Source organism: Pseudonocardia sp. WMMC193 (genome assembly GCF_021728735.1).
In the GTDB taxonomy this organism is placed as follows: Bacteria; Actinomycetota; Actinomycetes; order Mycobacteriales; family Pseudonocardiaceae; genus Pseudonocardia; species Pseudonocardia oroxyli.
Map to the genome: position 1 here is coordinate 5,576,195 of NZ_JAKKDO010000003.1, position 17,372 is coordinate 5,593,566.

Annotated in this window: 15 protein-coding genes; 9 read left to right on the forward strand and 6 right to left on the reverse strand. The window is 73.5% G+C overall.

From position 1 onward, the window contains the following. The first annotated feature begins 122 nt into the window (after positions 1 to 122). Genes L3X23_RS28665 through L3X23_RS28700 form a run of 8 tightly spaced genes read left to right on the forward strand, consistent with a single transcriptional unit; the run spans position 123 to position 8,869 of the window. Entirely contained in the window at positions 123 to 1,685 is a 1,563-nt protein-coding gene (locus tag L3X23_RS28665) for an ABC transporter substrate-binding protein (protein ID WP_237196049.1), read from the forward strand. After that, positions 1,682 to 2,728 carry an ABC transporter permease gene (locus tag L3X23_RS28670; protein WP_237196050.1) on the forward strand — a complete coding sequence of 349 codons (1,047 nt, stop codon included), beginning with the start codon at positions 1,682 to 1,684 and terminating at the stop codon, positions 2,726 to 2,728. The genes L3X23_RS28665 and L3X23_RS28670 overlap by 4 nt, the downstream gene beginning before the upstream one ends. Continuing rightward, positions 2,725 to 3,594 carry an ABC transporter permease gene (locus tag L3X23_RS28675; protein ID WP_237196052.1) on the forward strand — a complete coding sequence of 290 codons (870 nt, stop codon included), beginning with the start codon at positions 2,725 to 2,727 and terminating at the stop codon, positions 3,592 to 3,594. The genes L3X23_RS28670 and L3X23_RS28675 overlap by 4 nt, the downstream gene beginning before the upstream one ends. Beyond that, positions 3,594 to 4,556: an ABC transporter ATP-binding protein gene (locus L3X23_RS28680; protein ID WP_237196054.1), complete on the forward strand. Its 963-nt coding sequence runs from the start codon at positions 3,594 to 3,596 to the stop codon at positions 4,554 to 4,556. Before L3X23_RS28675 ends, L3X23_RS28680 begins: the two co-directional genes overlap by 1 nt. Next, entirely contained in the window at positions 4,553 to 5,341 is a 789-nt protein-coding gene (locus tag L3X23_RS28685; protein WP_237196056.1) for an ATP-binding cassette domain-containing protein, read from the forward strand. Before L3X23_RS28680 ends, L3X23_RS28685 begins: the two co-directional genes overlap by 4 nt. Continuing rightward, positions 5,338 to 6,390 carry a sugar phosphate isomerase/epimerase gene (locus L3X23_RS28690; protein WP_237196058.1) on the forward strand — a complete coding sequence of 351 codons (1,053 nt, stop codon included), beginning with the start codon at positions 5,338 to 5,340 and terminating at the stop codon, positions 6,388 to 6,390. Before L3X23_RS28685 ends, L3X23_RS28690 begins: the two co-directional genes overlap by 4 nt. Next, positions 6,387 to 7,595, forward strand: coding sequence for a Xaa-Pro peptidase family protein (locus tag L3X23_RS28695; RefSeq protein WP_237196060.1), 1,209 nt, complete (start codon positions 6,387 to 6,389; stop codon positions 7,593 to 7,595). The genes L3X23_RS28690 and L3X23_RS28695 overlap by 4 nt, the downstream gene beginning before the upstream one ends. A gap of 11 nt (positions 7,596 to 7,606) precedes the next feature. After that, positions 7,607 to 8,869 carry a hypothetical protein gene (locus L3X23_RS28700; RefSeq protein ID WP_237196062.1) on the forward strand — a complete coding sequence of 421 codons (1,263 nt, stop codon included), beginning with the start codon at positions 7,607 to 7,609 and terminating at the stop codon, positions 8,867 to 8,869. A gap of 55 nt (positions 8,870 to 8,924) precedes the next feature. Here the strand turns inward: L3X23_RS28700 and L3X23_RS28705 are convergent, their stop codons facing one another. Next, entirely contained in the window at positions 8,925 to 11,129 is a 2,205-nt protein-coding gene (locus L3X23_RS28705; RefSeq protein WP_237196064.1) for an LLM class flavin-dependent oxidoreductase, read from the reverse strand. A gap of 64 nt (positions 11,130 to 11,193) precedes the next feature. Here L3X23_RS28705 and L3X23_RS28710 point away from each other — a divergent pair, with 64 nt between their 5' ends. Next, a complete protein-coding gene (locus L3X23_RS28710) occupies positions 11,194 to 11,532 on the forward strand; it encodes a helix-turn-helix domain-containing protein (protein WP_237196066.1) in 339 nt (112 codons plus the stop codon). A 60-nt stretch (positions 11,533 to 11,592) separates the two neighbouring features. On the opposite strand, the gene L3X23_RS28715 is transcribed toward L3X23_RS28710, so the two are convergent. From L3X23_RS28715 to L3X23_RS28735, 5 genes are read right to left on the reverse strand one after another with little or no spacing between them, the layout of a single operon-like run. Continuing rightward, positions 11,593 to 13,686 carry a xanthine dehydrogenase family protein molybdopterin-binding subunit gene (locus tag L3X23_RS28715; RefSeq protein ID WP_237196069.1) on the reverse strand — a complete coding sequence of 698 codons (2,094 nt, stop codon included), beginning with the start codon at positions 13,684 to 13,686 and terminating at the stop codon, positions 11,593 to 11,595. Next, entirely contained in the window at positions 13,683 to 14,678 is a 996-nt protein-coding gene (locus L3X23_RS28720) for a xanthine dehydrogenase family protein subunit M (protein ID WP_237196071.1), read from the reverse strand. The genes L3X23_RS28715 and L3X23_RS28720 overlap by 4 nt, the downstream gene beginning before the upstream one ends. After that, a complete protein-coding gene (locus tag L3X23_RS28725; RefSeq protein ID WP_237196073.1) occupies positions 14,675 to 15,175 on the reverse strand; it encodes a (2Fe-2S)-binding protein in 501 nt (166 codons plus the stop codon). The genes L3X23_RS28720 and L3X23_RS28725 overlap by 4 nt, the downstream gene beginning before the upstream one ends. A gap of 29 nt (positions 15,176 to 15,204) precedes the next feature. After that, a complete protein-coding gene (locus tag L3X23_RS28730) occupies positions 15,205 to 16,401 on the reverse strand; it encodes a cytochrome P450 (protein ID WP_237196076.1) in 1,197 nt (398 codons plus the stop codon). A gap of 4 nt (positions 16,402 to 16,405) precedes the next feature. Continuing rightward, on the reverse strand, positions 16,406 to 17,371 hold the full coding sequence (locus tag L3X23_RS28735; protein ID WP_237196078.1) for a PDR/VanB family oxidoreductase: 966 nt from the start codon (positions 17,369 to 17,371) through the stop codon (positions 16,406 to 16,408). Position 17,372 lies beyond the last annotated feature (1 nt).

Below are 17,372 nucleotides of genomic sequence, written 5' to 3' on the forward strand. Positions count from 1 at the left end.
TTTCCGCCGGTTGGGTTACGGCTTGGTTACGCGCGAGACACCCATGAAACCTGATGAAGTCTGTAGACATTAGGCACTTCGGCCGTCCGGGCCACCCGATCCACCGCCCCCAAGGAGCTCCGATGCGCACCCGTGCACTCGCACGGCTCGTCCCCCTCGCCGCCGTCGCGGCCCTCGCCCTGGCCGGCTGCGCCGCCGCCCAGGACGCACAGAGCAGCAGCGGATCGAGCACCGACACCGCGAACACACCGCTGGTGGTCGCCTACTCGAACCCGCTCAACACCCTCGACCCGATCCGCAGCGACTACAACCAGACCAACACGATCGCCGACGTCGCGTACGACACGCTGGTCACCTACGACGCGCAGAACACGCTCGTCGGCAGCCTGGCCACCGAGTTCTCCCTGGCCCCGGACGCGACGTCCGTCGCGATCACCCTGCGGGACGGCGTCACCTTCCACGACGGGTCCCCGCTCACCGCCGACGACGTGGCCTACACCCTCGACCGCTACAAGAAGGTCGGCGTCGGGATCGCGTCCTACCTCAACGGCTACGGATCGACCACGGTCACCGACCCGACCCACCTCACCATCACTCTCACCGCACCGAACGGGCTGTTCCCGGGCACGCTGAGCAAGCTCTACATCCTCGAGAAGGCGCTGGTCACCGCGAACGCGGGGACGGACGACGGCCAGACCTGGCTGCAGAGCCACGACGCAGGCTCCGGCCCGTACGCGATCACGACCGGCACCGGAGACGTCGTCGCGCAGCGGTTCGCCGGCTACTGGGACTTCGACGCGAAGCGGCCCAGCCAGTACACCTTCCGCCGCATCGACGAGAGCCCGACCAAGCGCGACGAGCTCAAGGCGGGCAACCTCGACATCGCCCTCGCCCTGCAGTCGCCGGACGCGGCCGCGCTGGCCGGGGCGGACGGCGTGACCGTGGCGGACCTGAAGGTGCCCAACGGCGCGTACATGTTCATGAACACCGCCAACGGCCCGACGGCGAACGTCGCCGTCCGCAAGGCGCTGCAGCTCGCCTACGACTACTCGGGCGGCCTCGACCAGATCCGCGGGGGCAAGGGCACCGTGGAGAACGGCCCGCTGCCGCAGACGATGCCGTGCCTCACGAGCTCGCCCGCGTTCAGCCAGAACCTCGACCTGGCCAAGCAGACGCTGGCGCAGGCCGGGATCACCGACCTGCACCTGACCATGCGGTTCCAGCCCGCCATCACCGACCAGGCCCGCGAGGCCACGCTGTTCCAGTCCGACCTGCGCAAGATCGGCGTGACGCTCGACCTGCAGCCGATCGCCTTCGCGGACTACCTCAGCTCGCTCGGCAACCCGGACACCATCCCGCAGCTCATGCTGCTGCAGGACACCGCGGCGCTCCCGGACCCGGGCGTCTACCTGACCAAGGCCTACGACTCGAAGTCCACCGGCACGAACCGGGCGGCCTACCACAACCCGCAGGTCGACGCGTTGCTCGACCAGGCCGCCACGACCTCGGACACGGCCGCCCGGTGCACCATGTACCAGCAGGCGCAGAACCTGATCAACGCCGACGCGCCCTCGGTCAGCATGTACACCCTCACCGCCCCCGTCGGCTACCGGACGGGCCTGACCGGCATCACCGCCAGCCAGACCGTGTACCCGCTGTCGCTCAAGGGGGTGCGGGTGGCATGAGCGTCGCCACCGCGACCGCCCGCGGCGGTCTCCCGTTCGTGTTCCGTCGGACCGGCACCGTCGTCGTCACGCTCTTCTTCCTGGCGATCATCGTCTTCCTCATGACGAAGGCGATCCCCGGCGACGAGGCACACGTCGCCGCCGGAGAGTCCGCCACGCCGGAGCAGGTGGCCGCGGTGAGCGCGCGGCTCGGGCTGGACCGGCCGTTGCCGGTCCAGCTCGGGCACTACCTCGAGAACCTGGCGCACGGAGACCTCGGCACGTCGATCGCCACCGGCCGCGCGGTCGGGGCGGACATCCTCGCCGTGCTGCCCCAGACCCTCGAGCTCGTGGTGCTCGCGGCCGTCCTGATGGTGCTGGTCGTGGTGCCTGCGGCGGTGGCGTCGGCGCTGCACCAGGACCGGCCCCGAGACGTCGGCACGCGCCTGGCCTGGCTCGTGGCGGGCTCGCTGCCCACCTTCTGGATCGCCCTGGAGCTGCAGTACCTGCTGGGGACGCGCTGGCAGGTCCTGCCGATCTCCGGGCGACTCTCGCGCGGCATCGAGGTCCCCACCCGGACCGGTTCGACGATGCTGGACTCGCTGCTCGCCGGGAACGTCGCGGCCGCGTGGAACGCCTTCCAGCACCTGCTGCTGCCCGCCGCGGTGCTCATGCTGCCCTTCGCCGGCCAGCTCTTCCGGGCCCTGCGGGCGGAGCTGGTGAGCGTCCTCGGTCGGGACCACATGACCGTCGCCCGCGCCACGGGGATGCCCACCGGGATGCTGCTGCGCAGGCACGCCCTGCCCAACGCCGCGGGCCCCGCCCTGACCGTGCTGGGCATCGAGTTCGGCACGATGGTGGCGACCGCCGTGCTGGTCGAGGGGATCTTCGGGCTCAGCGGGCTCGGCTCCTACCTCACCACCGCCGTCGCCCAGAAGGACACGTACGCCGTGCTCAGCGGCGTGCTCGTCGTCGGCGTGGTGGTCGTGCTGACCAACTTCGTGGTCGACATGATCCAGCTGGCCCGCGACCCGCGGCTGCGCAGCGCGGAGCTGGGACGATGACCCTCGTCGCCGACCTCGGCCGCCGGGTGGGCACCGGCAGGCGCAGGCTCGCCCGGATGCCCGGCATGGACGTCGCCGTCTTCGTCCTCGTGGGCCTGGTCGTGCTCGTCGCGATCGTCGGTCCGCTCGTCGCGCCCGCGACCATCGACGACTCGAACATCCTCGACGCGCTCCAGCCGCCGAGCGCGGCGCACTGGTTCGGCACCGACCAGCAGGGGCGGGACGTCCTGTGGCGGGTGGTGGCGGGCGCCCGTGCCTCCGTGCTGTCCTCCGTCGCGATCGTCGCGGGGTTCTCGGTCATCGGCACGGTGGTCGCCACGCTGGCCACGCTGGGGGGACGCTGGGTCGACGAGATCGTCATGCGGTTCGTCGACGCGGGCCTGGCCATCCCGCCGATCATCTTCGCCCTCGGCGTCGCCGCCGCGCTCGGCCCCAGCCTGCCCTCGGCGATCATCGCCATGATCGCCACCGGCTGGCCGTACACCGCGCGGCTGCTGCGCGGGATCATGCGCGAGACGGCCTCGCAGCCCTATGTGGAGAGTGCCGAGCTGCTCGGCGTCTCCCGGGTCCGGCTGATGGCCCGGCACGTGCTGCCCAACTCGCTCGACGTCATGGTCGTGAAGTGGGCGGGGGACGTCGGCAACACGATCCTGGTCCTCGGCGCGATGTCCTTCGTGGGCGTCGCGGCCCAGCCCCCCAGCGCCGAGTGGGGCGCCGCGGTGACCGCCGCGAAGGGAGACATCTCGACCGCCTGGTGGCCTGCCCTCGCGCCCGGGCTGGCGATCGCGATCACCGCGATCGCGTTCGGCCTGCTCGGCGACGTGCTGCGCACCCGGTTCCAGCCCGACCTGGAAGGACGCCTGTGATGACGGAACCGCTGATGGAGGTCACCCGGCTCGGCGTCACCGCCGGGGGGACGCGGCTGGTCGAGGACCTCGACCTCACCGTGCACCGCGGCGAGCGGCTCGCGCTGGTCGGGGAGTCCGGTTCCGGCAAGTCCGTCACCGCCCGCGCGCTGATGCGGCTCGACCCGGGCCTGCGGCTCTCCGGCTCCGTCCGGTTCGCGGGCGAGGAGCTGTTGGCCAAGTCCGAGGCGGAGATGCGACGGGTCCGCCGCGACTCCATGGGCATGGTGTTCCAGGACCCCCTCGGCTCGCTGGACCCGCTGATGACCGTCGGTGAGCAGGTCGCGGAGCCCCTGCGGCTCGGCGGGCTGTCCAAGAAGGCCGCTCGGGTGCGTGCCGTCGAGGTGCTCGACGAGCTCGGCGTCGCGAACGCGGCGACCCGCGCCGGGGGCTATCCGCACGAGTTCTCCGGCGGCATGCGCCAGCGGGTGGTCATCGGCATCGCGCTGGCCGCCGAGCCCGAGCTGCTCATCGCCGACGAACCGACGACCGCGCTCGACGTCCGCGTCCAGGAGCAGGTGCTCACGCTGCTGGACCGGGTGTCCCGGGAGCGCGGCCTGACCGTCCTGTTGATCACCCACGACCTGGGGATCGTCGCGGGCTTCGCCGACCGGGTCGCCGTCATGTACGCGGGCCGCAAGGTGCACGACGACCCGGTGGGTGCCACGTTCGCCGGGCCGGCGCACCCGTACACGGCCGGGCTGCTCACCGCGGTCCCCCGGATCGACCGCCGTCCCCGCAGGCTCACCACCATCCCCGGCGCGCCGCCGCATCCCCGACACCGGCCCGCGGCGGCCTGCGCGTTCGCGCCGCGCTGTCCCCACCGCAAGGAGGTGTGCGGCGTGGAGATCCCGCCGGCCCGACCCACGACCGCCGGTGGCTCGGTGGCCTGCCACGTCTACGGCACGGAGGTGTTCGCATGACGACGCTCCTGGAGATGCGCGCCGTCGACGTGACCTTCCGGTCCTTCGGCCGCGCGCCGGTCACCGCCCTCGACGACGTCTACCTGCGCGTCGAGGAGGGCACGATCACCGGGCTGGTCGGCGAGTCCGGCTCGGGCAAGACGACCGCGCTGCGGTGCTGCGTCGGTCTGCAGCGCCCGGACGACGGCGAGGTCGTCTACGACGGCGTCGACGTGGTCCGAGCCCGCGGGGCCGAGCGGAAGCGGCTGCGCCGCGAGATCCAGCTCGTCCACCAGGACCCGACCTCGAGCCTCGATCCGCGGATGACGGTGCAGCAGATCGTCTCCGAGGGGATGGCGGTGCACGGCCTGCACCCGAAGGGCCGCCGGGACCGCGTCGCGGAGCTGCTGGAGTCCGTCGGGCTCGACGCCCGCGACCTCGACCGGTACCCGCGCTCGTTCTCCGGCGGGCAGCGCCAGCGCATCGCGATCGCGCGGGCGCTCGCCGTGGAACCGCGGCTGCTGGTGTGCGACGAGCCGGTGTCCGCACTGGACGTCTCGGTGCAGGCGCAGATCCTGAACCTGTTGCAGGACATGCAGGAGAGCCTCGGGCTGACGATCCTGTTCGTGGCGCACGACCTCGCCGTCGTCCGACAGATCTGCGCGCAGGTCACCGTCCTCCACAACGGACGGCTCGTCGAGGAGGGGCCCGCGGACGCCGTGCTCGGCGCGCCCCGAGAGGCCTATACGCGGGCACTGCTGGCCGCGGTGCCGGTACCCGATCCGAGCGTGCGAGGTGTGGCGTGAAGCTGGGCATCGACGGGCGCAAGATCCCCGGAGCGGTTCCGGGTGACCCGGTCTCCGTGCTGCGGACGGCGCACGAGCTGGGGATGGAGGGCGTGTTCTTCCGGACCGTCCTGGACATGAGCCCCACGCTCGACGCCTGCCTGCTCGCCGAGACCCGCGCCGTCGCGGACGACCTGGGGATGTACCTGGAGAGCGGGCTCGGGAAGGTCAACCCGTACGCGTCCCCGGAGACGCCGGAGCTGCGCCGGATCGGCGACGGCGACGTGGTCCTCGGCTTCCGGCGGATGATGCAGGCCTGCGCGGAGATCGACTGCCGCGAGCTCTGGATCGGCACCGCCAACTACCAGTCCGCCTTCCGCGGCCGGTTCGCCTACGACCGGTTCCGCACGGACGTCAGCTGGGCCGAGCAGCTCCGGGCCATCCGCTCGTTCCTCCAGCTACTCGCCCCGATCGCCCGGGACCTGGGCATCCACCTCAACCTGGAGACGCACGAGGAGATCACCTCGTTCGAGGTTGTCCGGCTCGTCGAGCAGACGGGGCCCGACGTCGCGGGGATCGTGTTCGACACCGCCAACGTGCTGCAGCGGCTCGAGGATCCGGTCGCCGCCGCGCACCGGGTGGCGCCCCACGTCCGGCAGACCCACCTGAAGGACGCCGTGCTCGTCGGAGCGCCCGGCGGGCTGCGGTACCAGATGCGGCCGTCGGGGACCGGAGTCGTGGACTTCGCGGCGATCCTGCCGGTGCTCGCGGCCGCCCGCCCCGACCTCAACCTCTCGATGGAGACCGACCAGCCGCGCTCCGGCGCCCCGCTGGACATGCTCGTCGAGTCCGCGGACCCGGCGTTCGTCGCGGCCCACCCGGACGTCACCGAGGCCGAGCGCAGGGCCCACGCCGCCCTCGTCAGGGACGCCGAGGCGCGCATCCGCGCCGGCCTCATCCCCTCCGTCGACGCCTACGCCGCCGCGCCCTTCGGCGTGCCGGAGGCCCGCAGCTACATCCACCGGAGCGCCGCCCACCTGCGCTCCCTGCTACCGGCAGGAGTCCGATGACCAGCGTTCTGCAGCACCCGACGGAGATCAGCCGTCAGGTCCTCGACGGCCGGCTGGCCCGCGTCCGTCGGTGGATGGCCGACGCCGGGGTCGACGCCCTCGTCGTCTACGGCGGCCCGGCCAACCTGGGCTCGCGCACCACCACCGCGGGGTACGTCCGCTACCTCACCGGCTGGATGACCGGCGGCATCCCGGCGGTGGTCGTCGTCCCGCTCGACGGCCGCCCCCGAGTGCTGACCATGGGCCCGCACGACACCCGCGCCTTCGAGACCCGCGCCGGCTGGTTCGGCGAGATCGTCCGCGCCGGGGCCGTGACCCGCTACCCCGAGGAGATCCGCGCCGCGCTGACCGGCGCCGGGACCGTCGGGACCGTCGGCTGGTCCGAGATGGCGGCCCCGCTGTACGCCGCCGCGACCGAGGCGCTCGCCGGACACCCGGTGCTCGACGCCGAGCCCGCCGTCGACGAGCTGCGGCTGCACCGAGACCCGGAGGAGGTCGCGATGCACCGCATCGGCGCGCAGATCTCCGACGCGATGGTCCACACCGCGATGGAGCAGTCCGTGGTCCCGGGCATGAGCGGCGCCCGGCTGATGGCGGCCGTCGAGAACGCGGGCCGCGAGCGCGGGGCAGGCACCCCCACGACGTGGCTGGCGATTGGGGAGAAGCCCGTCACCACCTACATGGAGATGATGGAGACGGCCCCGGCGATCGGGCCGGAGGACCGCGTCCAGCTCGGCACGAGCCTCACCTACCAGGGCTACTTCGCCCAGAGCCTGCGGATCGGCGTGCGCGGCACGGCCTCGCCGAGGCTGCGCGAGTACGCGGACATCCTGATCGACATCCAGGACGCCGCGCTGGCCGCCATGCGTCCGGGGGCCAAGCTGCACGAGGTCGGCGACGTCATCGAGAACGCCATCGACGCGCACTGCCCGTTCACCCGGGACACCGACCCCTTCCGCTTCCAGTCCTGCCACGGCCTCGGGCTCAACTACGTCGAGCCGGGGATGGCCCGCGACCTCAACGCCCGACGGGACCGCACGCTCGACCCGGCGGGCGTGGCGATGGCCGAGAACATGGTCGTCGAGGTGCATCCCAACTTCACCGTCCCCGAGCTCGGCCACGTGTGTGCCGGGGACATGGCCGTGATCACCGCGACCGGGGCGGAGTGGCTCACCACCTTCCCGCGCGGCCTGTACCAGCTCTGAGAGGGAGACCAGTGATCAACGAGTCCCGGCAGGCCCGCGTCGAGGGCCGCCACTGGGTGAGCGCCGTCGACTTCGATCCCGAAGCCACCGCGGGGCTCGACTTCCCCGATCCCGTCGTGCTGCTGGACAGCACTCTGCGCAAGGCCCGCTACACCGCGGGCGCGACGACCTCGCTCGACGGGTTCCTGCGCATCGCGGAGGCGCTCGACGGCGTCGGGATCACGCAGGAGAGCCTCAACCTCGACTGGTGGGGCGACGCGGACCCCAACCCCCGCGAGCTCGAGCTGGTCCGCGAGATCCTCGCCGGCGGCTTCGGCTTCCGGACCTCCGTGTACGCGGACACGCTGATCGGTGAACGGGGCCGGGAGGTCGTCGACCTCCTGGCCGGGATCGGCACCACGCTGATGTCGCCCGGGATCGTGCCCGCCCCCACCCCCGAGGCCGAGAAGGTGCAGTTCGCGCGGCTCGAACAGATCGTCGGCCACGCCGCGGACGCGGGGATCGAGTTCACCCTGATCCTCGCGCAGGCCGGGCGCCGGGATTTCGCCCAGCTCATGCGGGCCGCGACCCTGGCCGCCGACCTGGGTGCCGTCCGGATCGACCTGATGGACTCCACGAGCAGCCTGCACCCCGAGGCGATGAAGCTCTTCGTGAGGCGGATCCGGGCCGGGCTCCCCCGGGACGTCCCGCTCACCATGCACGCCCACGACGACTTCGGTCTCGCCACCGCCGACGCGCTGGCCGCGGCCACCGCGGGCGCCCATCCGGACGTCTCGGTCAACGGCGTCTCCTACCGCTGCGGGTTCGCCGCGCTGGAGGAGGTCGTGACCGCGCTCGACGTGCTCTACGGCGTGGACACCGGGATCCGCACCGAGGGTCTGCAGGAGCTGGCGGACGTCGTGATGCGCGAGATGGGGGTGCCCCGGCCGAGGTTCAAGGCCGTGACCGGCGAGTACGCCTACCTGAAGAGCACCCCCGGGGACGTCCTCGGCTGCCTCCGCGACGGCGAACGCTCGTTCCCGCCGGTCTCCGGCTGCCTGCACGCCGACACCGTCGGCGCGGACGTCCGCTGGGTGTGGGACAGCCTGAGCACCGACGCCATGGCCCGCCAGCTCGCCGTCAACCTCGGATTCGACCCCGATCCCGCCGACGTCACCCGGGTGCGCGGGGCCCTCGACGACGCGGTGGCGGCGATCCCCGGGTTCCCCCGTTGGCTCACCCCGGAGCAGGCGGAGGGGATCTGTCGGTCGGTGCTGGCCCCGGTGCCGGCGTGACCGACCCCCCACCTCCGCCCGGTGGGGGCTGACGGCGGCTCCGACTCCGTCCGGGTCAGTCCGCGTCCGGGTCGATCGGGAAGTTGTCGCGGAAGAGCAGGTCCGGGTCCCACTCGCGCTTGAGCGCCCGCAGGCGCTTGAGGTGCTCGGGCGGGAACGCGCGGGCGAGGACCTCGGGGCCGGTGTCGGTCTCGAAGCTGAGGTACATGCCCTCGAACTGCGAGACGAGCTCGGCCCACCGGCGCTCGAAGTCCGGCGAGCCGCCCCCGAGGGTGACGAGCAGGAAGTTCGCGTCCCGCCAGGCGTAGGCGGTGGCGTCCGCCGGGGTGTCGCCCACCGCGCCGCCCGCCGACCGGACACTGAGCAGGAACGGGGAGCCCGAGGCGAGGAGGTCGGCGAGGCCTGCCGCGAGCTCCGGGGTGAGGTGGCGGACCAGGCCCGAGTGGCTGTGCGGCTCCCCCTGCCCGTGTTGGCTCTCCGCACCGGGTTGGTCGGCGAGCAGGCCTGCGTACGGCGTCATCCGGACCGAGTGGTCGACCAGCGGGGCGAGGTCGGCGAGCGGCTGCAGCCGCTCGAGCACGACGTCGGGATCGTCGGAGTCGACGACCACGATGGCGTGCACCGGCGCCGGCATCCCCCGCCGGCCGGGGGTGGTCATGAGCGTCCCGGTGACGCTCGGGTGGGCGGCCTCGATCGCCGCGCCCCACCCCTCGAGGAACGCGGCGACGTCGTCCGGGGCGAACACCAGGACGCCGAACCCGACCTGCCCCGGAACGGGATGGGCGTCGAACTCGAAGGACACCGCGACCCCGAAGTTGGCGCCCGCGCCCCGCATCGCCCAGAACAGGTCGGGATGCTCGGTGGCGCTCGCGTGCACCAGGTCGCCCGCCGCGGTCACCACGTCCACGGACCGGAGCAGGTCGATCGTCAGACCGTGCTCGCGCGCGAACCAGCCGATCCCCGCGGTGGTTGCCAGCCCGCCGACGCCGACCCCGCCCGCGTCGCCCGCGGTGATCGCGAGCCCGTGCGGGGCGAGCGCCTGCGCGACCTCGGCCCAGTGGGCGCCCGGCCCGACCCGCACCCGGTCGCCGGACACGGAGATCTCGTTCAGGGCGTCGAGCGCCAGGACGAGCCCGCCGTCGTTGAGCGAGCGGCCGGACAGCCCGTGCCCGCCGCTGAACAGCCCGAGCGGGACGTCTCGGTGGCGGGCCGCGAACCGCACGGCCTCCCGGACCTCGGCGACGGTCTGCGGGCGCAGCACCATCCCCGGCCGGGCGCCGCGGAAGTACCCCGAGGTGTAGCGGGCGTAGCCGGGGTCACCCGGCAGGATCGCCCGCTCCGCGAGCGCGGCGGGCACCGGGTCGCCCGCGAAGGACGCGACGGTGCGCGCCGCCGGGGCGGACCCGCCGCGGCGGCGCGCCTCGCCGACCCGCTCGCGGATCTCCGGCGCGGTGACCTCGGCGAACCGCCGGATCTCCGCCGGGTCGTCGCTCGCCAGGATGAAGACGCCGACGCCGTCCTCGATCGCCCGCTCGGCGAGCGCGGCCGCCGAGTACTGGGGAGTGACGTTGAGCAGCCGCTGGATCGTGCGCGGATCGCGACCCGCGGCGCGGGCGGCCTCGTCGATCACCCGGTTGCCCGCGGCCAGGTCGCCGGGCTTCAGCCAGGGCAGGCTCGGCAGCCACCCGTCTCCCTTGCGCCCGATGAGCTGTTGCATCCGCCGCTGCCGCGCGCCCACCCAGATCGGGATGTCGTGCGCCGGGGCCGGGCCGCGCGCCGCCCCGGCGACGCGGTGGTGCTCCCCGCCCGCGTACAACGGCGTCGGGTCGGCGACGTCCCAGATCCCCCGGATGACGTCGAGCGCCTCGTCCAGCGCGGTCACCGCCTCGCCGGGGGTCAGGGCGGGGCCACCGGTCATCGTGGCGATCGCGTCGAAGTACCCGCCCGTCCCGATCCCGAGCTCGGCCCGGCCGTCGCTGAGCAGGTCCAGGCTCGCGAGTGCGCGGGCGAGCACCGCGGGCGGTCGCAGCGGCAGGTTGAGCACGTTGCCCGCCACGTGGATGCGGGAGGTCCGCGCCGCGACCCACGTGAGCAGGGTCCAGGTGTCGTGGAACGACGCCTGGTAGGGGTGGTCCTGGAAGGTCACCAGATCCAGGCCCAGATCCTCGCTCAGCACCGCCAGGTCCACCGGACGCCGGGGTGTGGCGTGGGCGGGGGTGACGAAGCTGCCGAAGCGGAGTGGATGGCCGTAGTCGGGCATGTCTCCAGCGTGCCGCCGGAGATCACCGTCGACAACCACGGGGTAAGCGACTTACCTTTGATAAGTGACTGAGCCACCTCTGCACATCAGCGACGAGGAGTGCCGTCGCGTCTCCGGGATCATGGAGGTGGTGGGGCGGCGCTGGACCAGCGGGATCCTCCTCGCCGTGGGCCTCGGTGCCGAGCGGTTCTCCGAGATCGAGCACCGCGTCGACGGGCTGTCGAGCCGGATGCTGACCGTCCGGCTCCGCGAGCTCGAGGAGGCGGGCCTCATCGAGCGGATCGTGACCCCGACCATCCCGGTGAGCGTCCGCTACCGCACCACGCAGCGGGGCCGCGAGCTCCTGCGCGCCCTCCAGCCCCTCGGTCAGTACGCCCACCGCTGGGAACCCGAGACCCCGTGAGCGGCGATGGTCGCTCTGGCGACTATCGCCGCTCACGACCTCGGTGGGATGCGGCAGCGGTCAGCCCAGGACCTTGTCCAGGGTGATCGGGAGGTCGCGGACCCGGACGCCGGTGGCGTGCCAGGCCGCGTTGGCCACCGCGGCCGCGGTGCCGACGATGCCGATCTCGCCGACCCCCTTGGAGCCCATGGGGTTCACGTGGGGGTCGTCCTCGTCGAGCCAGTGCGCCTGCAGGTCGGCGACGTCCGCGTTCGCGGGCACGTGGTACTCGGCCAGGTCGTGGTTGACGACCGCGCCGGTGCGCGGGTCGAGCAGGCTCTGCTCGTGCAGGGCCATGCCGAGGCCCATCGTCATGCCGCCGAGCAGCTGCGAGCGGGCGGTGCGCGGGTTCACGATCCGGCCGCACGCGAACACCCCGTACAGCCGCGGCACCCGCACCTCGCCGGTGTCGGCGTGCACCCGGACCTCGGCGAACTGCGCGCCGAAGGCCGACATCACGTAGTCCTGCTCGGCCGGGTTGGGCGGCACGTCGGCGGCGGCCTCGTCGCCCTCGCGCGGGTCGTCGCCGAACTTGTCCCGGAACTCCCGCGCGGCCTCCACCAGCGCGGACCCCCAGGTCGTGGTGCCGGACGAGCCGCCCGCCACCGACGCCTCGGGCAGGTCGGTGTCGCCGAGCAGCACGTCGACCCGGGCCTCGTCCACGCCGAGGGCGTCGGCGAGGATCTGCGGCAGCACCGTGTACGCGCCGGTCCCGAGGTCGGCGGCGCCGATCCGGCCGACGTAGCGGCCGCCCTCGCGGCGCACCGTCGCCGTGGACTTCGTCATCCGGATGGTCGGGTAAACTGACGCGGCCACGCCCGTGCCGACCCACCAGCCGTCGACCCGCCGCGTCCCCGGCTCGGGGTCGCGGTCGGCCCAGCCGAACCGCTCGGCCCCCGCGCGCAGGCAGGCGACGAGGTTGCGGGAGGAGAACGGCCTGCCGGTCTCCGGGTCGACCTCGGGCTCGTTGCGGATCCGCAGCTCGACGGGGTCGATGCCCAGTTCGACGGCCAGCTCGTCGAGCGCGACCTCGGGCCCGAACATGCCGGGGCATTCGCCCGGCGCCCGCATCCAGGAGGGGACGGGGACGTCGAGCGCGGCGAGGCGGTGGGTGGTGCGGCGGTTGGGCGCGGCGTACATCGTGCGGGTGGGCACGCCGGTCTGCTCCGCGAACTCCTTGACCTTCGACGTCTGCTCGACGACGTCGATCGCGATGCCGCGCAGCGTCCCGTCGCGCTCGGCGGCGAGCTGGAGCCGCTGGATGGTCGGCGTCCGGTGGCCTGCCAGGGCGAACATCTCCTGGCGGGTCAGCGCGAACCGGACGAGCCGCCCCGGCAGCGCACGGGCCGCCAGCGCCGCCGTGACGACGTTCGCGTGCGGGGTGCCCTTCGACCCGAACCCGCCGCCGACGTACGGGCACACCACCCGGACCTGCTCCGGCGCGAGGCCGAAGACCTGCACCACGGTGTCCCGCACGCGGTGCACCGACTGGGTGGAGTCCCACAGCGTCAGGTGCGTGCCGGTCCAGAGCGCCGAGGTGGCGTGCGGCTCCATCGGGTTGTTGTGCTGCATCGGCGTGCGGTAGGTGCGTTCGAGCGTGACGGGTGCCAGCGCCAGCGCGTCGTCCATGTTCCCGGTCGCGGTGTCCGTCTCGTGGCCCGCGTTGACCTTCTCCGGGGTGTAGAGGTCCGTGCGGTCGGCGCGCAGCTCGGCGTCCGTGGCCTCGGCGGCGTAGCGGACCTCGACGAGTCCGGCGGCCTCCCGGGCGATCTCGTCGCTGTCGGCGAGCACCGCGGCCACGATCTGCCCGCGGAAGCCCACCTCGGCGTCCTGCAGCACGGCCAGCTCGCGGTCCTCGGTGGACGCCAGGTGCTCGGCGGTGGCGTGGGTGAGGACCCGCTGCACGCCGTCGAGGGCCTCGGCCGCGGTCGTGTCCAGGTCGACGATCCGGCCGCGGGCGACCGTCGAGGTGACCACGCGGCAGTAGGCGGGCGGGCCCGCGCCCTCCGGCACGGGGGTCTCGTCCGCGTAGACGGCGGCGCCGCGGACCTTGAGCTCACCGTCGCGGCGCCGCAGGTCCCGGCCGATCGCGTGGGGCTCGAGCAGGTCGGTCATGCCGTCTCCCTCGGTGTGGTCTGCCGCAGTGTGGCGGTCAGGGTGCGCCGGGCGAGCGGGATCTTGAAGGCGTTGCCGCCGTCGAACCCGGGCTGGGGGCGGGCGTCGGCGAGCTCGGCCTCCGCCGCGGCCGCGAAGGCCTCCTCGGTCGCGGGGCCGCCGCGCAGGGCGTTCTCGGCGCGGACCGCCCGCCACGGCGTGTGGGCCACGCCGCCGAGCGCGATCCGGGCGTCCAGGACCGTCCCGTCGACGACGTCGAGCACCGCGGCGACCGAGACCAGGGCGAACGCGTACGACGCCCGGTCCCGCACCTTGCGGTAGGCGTGGCGGCCCTTCGGGTAGGCGACGTCGATGGCGGTGATCAGCTCGCCGTGCGCCAGCTCGGTGTCCTGCTCGGGGGTGTCACCGGGCAGCCGGTGCAGGTCGGTGAACGCGAGCGTCCGGCCGCCGTCGGGCCCGAGGATCCGCACCTGCGTGTCGAGGGCGGCCAGCGCCACCGCCATGTCCGACGGGTGCGTGGCGATGCAGTGCTCGGACGTCCCCAGGATCGCGTGGTTGCGGGTGGCGCCGCCGATCGCGGCGCAGCCGGAGCCCGGCATGCGCTTGTTGCACGCGCTCGCCGGATCCTGGAAGTACGGGCAGCGGGTGCGCTGCAGCGGGTTCCCGCCGGTCGTGGCCATGTTGCGCAGCTGGCCGGACGCCCCGGACAGCAGCGCCGCGGCGAGCACCGGCAGCCGGGCGCGCACCCGCGGGTCGGCGGCGAGGTCGGCGTTGGTCACGCCCGCCCCGATCCGCAGGCCGCCGTCGATGTCGACGATCTCGGTGGAGGTCAGCGACGTGACGTCCACCAGCAGGCCGGGGTCGGCGATCCCGAGCCGGAGGTGGTCGACGAGGTTGGTGCCGCCGGCGAGGAAGGCGGCGTCCGGGCGGTCGGCCACCGCGGCGACCGCGGCCGCGGCGGTGTCCGGGCGGTCGTAGGCGAAGGGCCTCATCGCGTCGCCGCCCCGGCCACGGTCCGCACGGCCTCCCGGATGCCCTTGTAGGCACCGCAGCGGCACAGGTTCCCGCTCATCCGCTCGGCGATCTCGGCGTCGTCGAGCGCGGGGGTGTCGGTGAGGTCGGCGGTGACGACGCTGGGCAGGCCGCGGGCGTGCTCGTCGAGCACGCCCGCGGCCGAGCACACCTGGCCGGGCGTGCAGTAGCCGCACTGGAGGCCGTCGGCCTCCTGGAAGGCCTGCGGGAGCGGCCCGTCGATCCCGGCCGCCGTCACCACCTCCGCACCGTCTCGGGTGACGGCCAGGATCAGGCAGCTCAGCACCCGCCTGCCGTCGACCAGGACGGTGCAGGCGCCGCACTGCCCGTGGTCACAGCCCTTCTTCGGGCTCGTGATCCCGAGGCGCTGACGGAGCAGGTCCAGCAGCGAGGTCCGGGTGTCGCAGGTGGTGGTGTGGGTGGCGCCGTCGACCGTCAGGGTCAGTTCGGGGTCCATGCCCCGGTGGCTTCCCCCGGCGGCGCGCCTCAACCACCGGCGTGGGCGCGCACGGGCACGCTCTGCCAGCCCTTGAGGGTGTTGTTCAGCTTCGGCACGGGATCCCCGAGCGGTTCGAGGCGGGCGATCCGCCGGGCGAGCGCGGTCAGGACGAGCTCGATCTCGAGGCGGGCGATCGGCTGGCCGACGCACTGGTGGATGCCCATGCCGAAGGCGACGTGGCCCGAGGCCCGGCGCGTGATGTCCAGCCGGTCGGCGTCCGGGCCCCACTTGCGGGGGTCGCGGTTGGCGGAGGCGAGGAACAGCAGCATCTTCTCGCCCTCGGGGATCACGATGCCCGCCACCTCGACCTCGCGGGTGGTGGTGCGGAAGAAGGTCTGCACCGGCCCGGCGTAGCGCAGGGCCTCGTCGAAGGCGAACTTCGCGAGGGTGGGGTCGGCGTGCAGGGCCGCCCACTGCTCGGGGTGGGCGGCGAGCGCCGCCACGGTGTTCGCGATGCCGTGCACGGTCGTGTCGACCCCCGCGGAGAGCAGCGATCGGACGAGCATGGGTGCCTGCTCGTGGGTGATCTCGCCTGCGTCGGCGGCGGCCCAGATCGCGGCGCCGAGCCCGTCGGGGCTCAGCGCGTCCCGTTGGCAGCTGTTCCAGATCCACTCCTGCACGGGCGCCGCGGCGGCCAGCGCCTCCTCGAGCAGGGCGTTGCGGGGTCCGAAGGCGTTGAAGGCGAGCCCGCCGTAGGGCAGCAGGTTCTCCCGGCCCTCGACCGGCAGCCCGACGATGTCCGGGAACACCTGCAGCGGGTAGCGCTCGGCCAGGTCGGTGACGGCGTCGAACTCGCCGCGGGCGACGAGCTCGTCGGCGATGGCCTCCGCGCTCGCCGTGAAGCCCTCCCGGAAGCGGCGCACGGTCCGCGGGGCGATGACGGCGCTCATCGCCTTGCGGGTGGCGGTGTGGGTCGGCGGGTCGGCCTCCAGCAGCAGGCTGGGCGGGCGCCAGGGCTTCTCCCTGTGGAAGTCCGAGAGCCCGGCGCCGCGGCTGGAACAGAAGGTCGCCGGGTCGGTGAGCGCGGCGTGGACCTCCGCGTAGCGGCCCATGGCCCAGATGCCGTAGCGCCGCAGGTGGACCACCGGGCCGCTGTCGCGCAGGCGCTGGTGGAAGGGGTAGGGGTCGGTGAGGATCTCGTCGCCGAACGGGTCGTCGTCGAGGACGGGGATCGTGGGGATCACGGGGTCACAGGTCCAGCACGAGACGGGCGGAGCAGGACCGCGACACGCAGATCATCATGGTGTCGTTCGCGGCCTGCTCCTCGTCGGTGAGCAGGGAGTCGCGGTGGTCCGGGACCCCGTCGAGGACGGCGGTCTCGCACGTCCCGCAGGTGCCCTCCTGGCACGAGGACAGCACCGGAACGCCGGACGCCTCGACGACGTCGAGGATCGACCGGTCGGCGGGCACCGTGAGCGTCGTGCCGGACCGGGAGAGCTCGATCTCGAAGGACTGCATCGGGCCGTCCGTCGCGCCGGCCTTGGGGGCGAACCGCTCCAGGTGCAGGGCGCCCTGCGGCCAGCGGGAACACTGCTCCTCGACGGCGGCGAGCAGGGCCTCGGGGCCGCAGCAGTAGACCGCGACGTCCGTGCTCGGCTCCGCGAGGATGGTGGGCAGGTCGAGCAGGCCGACCTCGTCCATCGGGCGCACGGCGACCTTGCCCGGGTAGGCCTGCTCCAGCCGGTCCCGGAAGGCCATCGACGAGCGGGTGCGGCCGCCGTAGACGAGCCGCCAGTCCGCCCCCGCCGCCTCGGCCTGCGCGAGCATCGGCAGGATCGGGGTGATGCCGATCCCGCCCGCGACGAACACGTAGCGGGCGGCCGCGACCAGCGCGAAGTGGTTGCGGGGGCCGCGCACGTGCACGGTGTCGCCCTCGGCGAGGGTGTCGTGGACGTGGGCGGAGCCGCCGCGGCCGGCGGGCTCGCGCAGCACCGCGACCTGCAGGACCGAGCGCTCGGCCGGGTCCCCGCACAGCGAGTACTGCCGGACGAGGTCGTCGGTGAGGACGAGATCGATGTGCGCGCCGGGCTCCCACTCGGGCAGGTCGGCACCGTCGGCGCTGCGCAGCGTCAGCTGCACGACGCCGTCGGCCAGGGTCTCCTTCTTGTCGAGCACCAGGTCGAGCTCGTACTCGCGGTGGGGTGCGGTCTGCATC

Excerpts from the sequence above, each read along its gene's own strand:
- L3X23_RS28665 (WP_237196049.1), top strand. The coding sequence starts at position 123 with ATGCGCACCCGTGCACTCGCACGGCTCGTCCCCCTCGCCGCCGTCGCG.
- L3X23_RS28670 (WP_237196050.1), top strand. The coding sequence starts at position 1,682 with ATGAGCGTCGCCACCGCGACCGCCCGCGGCGGTCTCCCGTTCGTGTTC.
- L3X23_RS28675 (WP_237196052.1), top strand. The coding sequence starts at position 2,725 with ATGACCCTCGTCGCCGACCTCGGCCGCCGGGTGGGCACCGGCAGGCGC.
- L3X23_RS28680 (WP_237196054.1), top strand. The coding sequence starts at position 3,594 with ATGACGGAACCGCTGATGGAGGTCACCCGGCTCGGCGTCACCGCCGGG.
- L3X23_RS28685 (WP_237196056.1), top strand. The coding sequence starts at position 4,553 with ATGACGACGCTCCTGGAGATGCGCGCCGTCGACGTGACCTTCCGGTCC.
- L3X23_RS28695 (WP_237196060.1), top strand. The coding sequence starts at position 6,387 with ATGACCAGCGTTCTGCAGCACCCGACGGAGATCAGCCGTCAGGTCCTC.
- L3X23_RS28705 (WP_237196064.1), bottom strand. The coding sequence starts at position 11,129 with ATGCCCGACTACGGCCATCCACTCCGCTTCGGCAGCTTCGTCACCCCC.
- L3X23_RS28715 (WP_237196069.1), bottom strand. The coding sequence starts at position 13,686 with ATGACCGACCTGCTCGAGCCCCACGCGATCGGCCGGGACCTGCGGCGC.
- L3X23_RS28720 (WP_237196071.1), bottom strand. The coding sequence starts at position 14,678 with ATGAGGCCCTTCGCCTACGACCGCCCGGACACCGCCGCGGCCGCGGTC.
- L3X23_RS28725 (WP_237196073.1), bottom strand. The coding sequence starts at position 15,175 with ATGGACCCCGAACTGACCCTGACGGTCGACGGCGCCACCCACACCACC.
- L3X23_RS28735 (WP_237196078.1), bottom strand. The coding sequence starts at position 17,371 with ATGCAGACCGCACCCCACCGCGAGTACGAGCTCGACCTGGTGCTCGAC.